The sequence below is a fragment of the Reyranella sp. genome, assembly GCF_050185545.1.
Lineage (GTDB): Bacteria > Pseudomonadota > Alphaproteobacteria > Reyranellales > Reyranellaceae > Reyranella.
In genome coordinates this window covers 1-4610 of sequence record NZ_JBFWZI010000048.1, presented here as the reverse complement: position 1 = coordinate 4610, position 4610 = coordinate 1, and the positions used below count along the sequence as shown (strand labels likewise).

6 protein-coding genes are annotated in these 4610 nt (G+C 68.3%); 4 read left to right on the top strand and 2 right to left on the bottom strand.

Going from position 1 to position 4610, the window contains the following annotated elements; translation table 11 throughout:
* Positions 1-534: dephospho-CoA kinase (coaE, locus tag AB7O82_RS15430; RefSeq protein ID WP_428619736.1), on the top strand; the 534-nt coding region annotated here is incomplete at its 5' end.
* A gap of 14 nt (positions 535-548) precedes the next feature.
* A complete protein-coding gene (gene dnaQ / locus AB7O82_RS15425) occupies positions 549-1226 on the top strand; it encodes a DNA polymerase III subunit epsilon (protein ID WP_428554028.1) in 678 nt (225 codons plus the stop codon).
* Between the two features lie 177 nt (positions 1227-1403).
* On the opposite strand, the gene secB is transcribed toward dnaQ, so the two are convergent.
* Positions 1404-1916: a protein-export chaperone SecB gene (secB, locus tag AB7O82_RS15420; RefSeq protein ID WP_428554025.1), complete on the bottom strand. Its 513-nt coding sequence runs from the start codon at positions 1914-1916 to the stop codon at positions 1404-1406.
* Positions 1917-2121: 205 nt separating this feature from the next.
* Here secB and AB7O82_RS15415 point away from each other — a divergent pair, with 205 nt between their 5' ends.
* Both AB7O82_RS15415 and gtdA read left to right on the top strand, forming a co-directional pair.
* On the top strand, positions 2122-2913 hold the full coding sequence (locus tag AB7O82_RS15415) for a gamma-glutamyl-gamma-aminobutyrate hydrolase family protein (protein WP_428554023.1): 792 nt from the start codon (positions 2122-2124) through the stop codon (positions 2911-2913).
* A gap of 14 nt (positions 2914-2927) precedes the next feature.
* A complete protein-coding gene (gene gtdA, locus AB7O82_RS15410; RefSeq protein ID WP_428619734.1) occupies positions 2928-3971 on the top strand; it encodes a gentisate 1,2-dioxygenase in 1044 nt (347 codons plus the stop codon).
* A 98-nt stretch (positions 3972-4069) separates the two neighbouring features.
* Here the strand turns inward: gtdA and AB7O82_RS15405 are convergent.
* The coding region (locus AB7O82_RS15405; RefSeq protein ID WP_428619732.1) for a Gfo/Idh/MocA family protein at positions 4070-4610 on the bottom strand (541 nt) is incomplete at its 5' end.

Genomic DNA, 4610 nt, shown 5'->3' with positions numbered 1-4610 from the left:
GCGGCGCTGCCGGCGATCGAGGCGGCGTTTCCGGGCGTGGTGAAGGACGGCGTGCTCGATCGCCAGGCATTGGGCGCGCGGGTGTTCGGCAACAAGGAGGCGCTGCGCCGGCTCGAGGCCATCGTGCATCCGCTGGTCGGCCAGCGCCAACGCGCCTTTCTCAGGCGCGCTGCCCTGCGGCGGGAAAAGCTCGTCGTGCTCGACATCCCGCTGCTGTTCGAGGGGTTGGGGGATCGCCGGGTCGACGCCACGCTGGTGGTGAGCGCGCCGGGCTTCCTGCAGCGCCGCCGCGTGATGGCCCGGCCGGGCATGACCGAGCAGCGTCTCGACGGCATCCTGCGCCAGCAGGTTCCCGACGCCATCAAGCGGCGCAAAGCGAGCATCGTCATCCCGACCGGGCTTGGTCTCGCCCCGACCCGGCATGCGCTCGCCAAGGCCATCTCGGCGCTCGAGCAGGAGCGGGGGCGCTTCTGGCCGGCCAATCCGTGGCGGGAGAAATTCACAGCCCGGCTCGCGCGAGCGCAGCGCAAGTAGGCTACAAGGTCGGCATGCGTGAGATCGTCCTCGATACCGAGACCACCGGCCTCGATCCCCTTTCCGGCCATCGCGTGGTCGAGCTGGGCTGCATCGAGCTCCTGAACACGGTGGCGACCGGCAAGACGTTCCACGCCTACTTCAATCCGCAAATGATCATGCCGTCGGAGGCGCAGGAGATACACGGCCTCACTGACGAGTTCCTAGCCGACAAGCCCCTGTTCGTCGACCGGGTCGACGAGTTCCTGACGTTCATCGGCGAGGACCAGCTGGTCATCCACAACGCGCAGTTCGATATCGGCTTTCTTAACGCCGAGCTGGAACGCGTCGGCCGGACGAAGCTCGCCAATTCCTACGTCGACACCGTGTCGATGGCGCGCCGCAAGTTTCCCGGCCAGCGCGTCAGCCTCGACGCGCTGTGCGAGCGCTTCGGCGTCGACAATTCGAACCGTACCAAGCACGGCGCGCTGCTCGATTCGGAGCTGCTGGCCGAGGTCTATCTCGAGCTGAGCGGCGGCCGCCAGCGCGACCTCGGGTTGAGCGTCGGTGTGGTCGGTGCCGGCCAGCGCGGCGTCAGCGACGGGCCTCGCCCGGTACGCCCGCCGCGCCCGCACGCGCCGACCGCCGAGGAGCTCGCCGCCCACGTGGCCTTCCTGAAGCAGATCACCGATCCGCTGTGGCTGAGGGCGTGATGGTCTGATCCTCCCCAGCGTTGTCGCCGGGGAGGTGTCGCCGTCATACGGCGACGGAGGGGTCATTGCTCATGGACCGCGGTCGGAAGACCACGACGCCTCCGCCCCTTCGGGGCGCCTCCCTCGTAAGACGAGTAGGACGGAGGAGGCCGAATAGAGGACAAGACCACCGTCGCTTCAGGCGTGGCCGACCTGGCCGTCGCCCGGTCCCGGCATCTTGCCGGCGTTGGCTTCGAGCTGCTGGCGGTAGAGCGCCACGAAATCGACCGGGGCGATGTTGAGCGGCGGGAAGCCAGCCTCGCGCGTGGCGTTGGCGACCACGGCGCGGGCGAACGGGAACAGCAGCCGCGGCGTCTCGATGAACAGCAGCGGGCCGTAGGCCTCCTGCGGCACCTCGCCCAGGCTCACCGTGCCGGCATAGACCAGCTCGAGCACGAACAGCGGCTCGTCCTTGGGTGTCTTGGCGCTGGCCTCGATGGTAAGAAATACCTCGAAGGTCTTGGCGTCGAACTGGCGGTTGCCGACCTGCACGTTGAGCGTCAGCTGAGGCTGGGTCTGCTCGATCAGGCTCTGCGGTGCCCGCGGGTTCTCGAAGCTGAGGTCCTTGATGTACTGGCCGTGCATGATGAGCGGTGCTGTGGGGGCCTGGGCGGTACCGGGAGGAGGAGAAGGCGGCGGAGTGGTCGACATGTCGGACTTTCGCTGTTGCGAGGGGCGGGATCTCGGCCGCGGGGCGGTACCACGCAAGGCTGCACTGCACAAGGCAGGGGCCGGGCCGGCTCCTCGTCAATTGCAAAATCATGTCTGCGGAACGATGATGCCGGCACTGTTTTTTGCACCCTCCCGCAAGGATATGGATCGACCTGCTCTTCGCCCACCAGCTCTTCGGCCAATCGTGGGCATTACCGCGTGCCTCAAGGAAAATGGCCGCGGCGGTTGGCATCACACGGTCGGCGACCGATACGTCCAGGCGGCAATCCGCGCCATTGGCGCCCTGCCTGTCCTGATCCCGGCGATCGGCCCCGAGTTCGAAGAGGAGGCGGCAATGACCGCCGCCCTCGATCGCCTGCTCGACGGCCTCGACGGCGTCCTGCTGACCGGCAGCCCGTCCAATGTCGAGCCGCATCATTACGGCGGCGAGCAGAGCCGGACGGGCACGGCGCACGACCCGGCGCGCGATGCCACGACCCTGCCGCTGATCCGCCATTCGATCGACCGGGCCGTGCCGCTGATGGCGATCTGCCGCGGCCTGCAGGAGGTGAACGTGGCCCTCGATGGGACGCTTCACCAGCTGGTCCACGAAGTGCCGGGCCGACGCGACCACCGCTCGCCGAAGGCAGGCACCGTCGACGCCAACTATGCCCCGGCCCATGCCATCGACGTCGTCGAGGGCGGCCTGCTGCACGCCCTGCTGGACGAGCGGCGCATCATGGTGAACTCGCTCCATGCCCAGGGGGTCGACCGGCTGGCGCCGCGCGCCCGGCTGGAAGCCGTCGCCGACGACGGCCAGGTCGAGGCGTTCAGCGTGCCTGACGCGCCCGCCTTTGCGCTGGCGCTGCAGTGGCATCCCGAGCACCGGGCGCTCGAGAACCCGGTCTCGATGAAGCTGTTCGACGCCTTTGCCGCCGCCTGCCGGGCACGCGCCGCCTCGCGTCTGCGGCCAGCGCTGCGCGTCGCCGCGGAGTAGGGTAGGTTCGCGGGATGGCCAAACCCGCGACCGTGAACAACGCCCGCCGCGACTTCTACGAGCGGATCGGCAGCCTTTCGATGGCGCCCTTGTGGGAGTCGCTGCACCAGCTGGTGCCGCCGCAGCCGGCGCCGAAGTACCAGCCGGCGAGCTGGAGCTACGATGCCGTGCGGCCCTTTCTGATGGAGTCGGGCACGCTGATCACGGCCAAGGAAGCGGTGCGGCGCGTGCTCATCCTGGAGAATCCGGCGATGCCGGGCTCGGCCTGCATCACGCCCACGCTCTATGCCGGCCTGCAGCTCATCCTGCCGGGCGAGGTGGCGCCCAGCCATCGCCACACCCAGTCGGCGCTGCGCTTCATCGTCGAGGGCGAGGGCGCCTACACCGCCGTCGACGGCGAGCGCACGATCATGCACGAGGGCGACTTCGTCATCACGCCGACCTGGACTTGGCACGACCACGGCAACGACTCGTCCCGGCCGATGGTGTGGCTCGACGGCCTCGATATTCCGCTGGTGGCGATGTTCAACGCGGGCTTTGCCGATAACGGCGAGAGCGACGAGCAGGCGGTCACCACGCCCCAGGGCACGTCGGATGCCCGGTACGCGAGCGGCCTGCTGCCGGTCGACTGGAAGCCCTCGCGGCAGACCTCGCCGATCTTCAACTACCCCTACGCGCGCACCCGCGAGGCGCTGCACCGCCTCGTCAAGGTCGGTCCGCCCGACGCCTGCCACGGCTACAAGCTGCGCTACGTCAATCCGGCCAACGGCGGCGCGCCGATCGCCACCATGGGCACCTTCATGCAGCTCCTGCCCGAGGGTTTTGCCTCGGCGCCGTATCGCTGCACCGACGGCACGGTGTTCTCGGTGGTCGAAGGTCAGGGCGAAAGCCGGGTCGGCGACAAGACCTTCCGCTGGAAGAAGCGCGATCATTTCGTCGTTCCGAGCTGGGCCACCGTCGTGCACCAGGCCACCGACGAATCGGTGCTGTTCTCCTTCTCCGACCGGCCGGTCCAGGAGCGCCTCGACCTGTGGCGCGAGGACCGCGGCGGGCGTTGATCGTTCATGGTCTTCCGGACCGCGAGCGTCTCGCTCGCTCATGAACCTGAGCGAGCGAGACGCTCGCGGTCCGGAAGAGCATGAACGCCAGCTTTCGGCTAATCGATCTCGACAGGACGCCGTTCAGCGAGTGACCTTTGCGTCGCCGTCGAGAGTACGAGCGCCTCGTATGCCCGACTGGCGTCGAGCAGGTCGTGATTGGCGCGGCCGGCAATACAGTCGACGAAGCCCTGCAGCTGGACCTGGTAAGGGTTGCGATCTTGCACCCGCACGGGCCTCCGCGGCTGCCCGCCCTCGACGATGGTGAAGGTGCTGGTCGGCGGGCCTGCTGTGTCGAAGACCGTCGATTGCTCGTAGAGGGCATGCTCGAACAGCGCGCGGAAGCCCGCGGCGAACGGAAAGCCCGGCGGCATCAGGCCGCTTGCCGTCACCGTGGCATGGCGACCGTCCTCGTAGTGGAGTAGAGCCGAGATCTCGCCGGGCCCGTGCGCCGTCTGCACGGCAGTGGCCGATATCGTCGCCGGGCGCCCCATCAGCCAGTGGATGAGGTCGAAGTCGAACGTCATCAGCTCGGTCGAAGGATCGCTGTAGTGGGTCTTGCGATCGGGTGCATCGGCTCGCAGGTAGGATCCCAGCCGC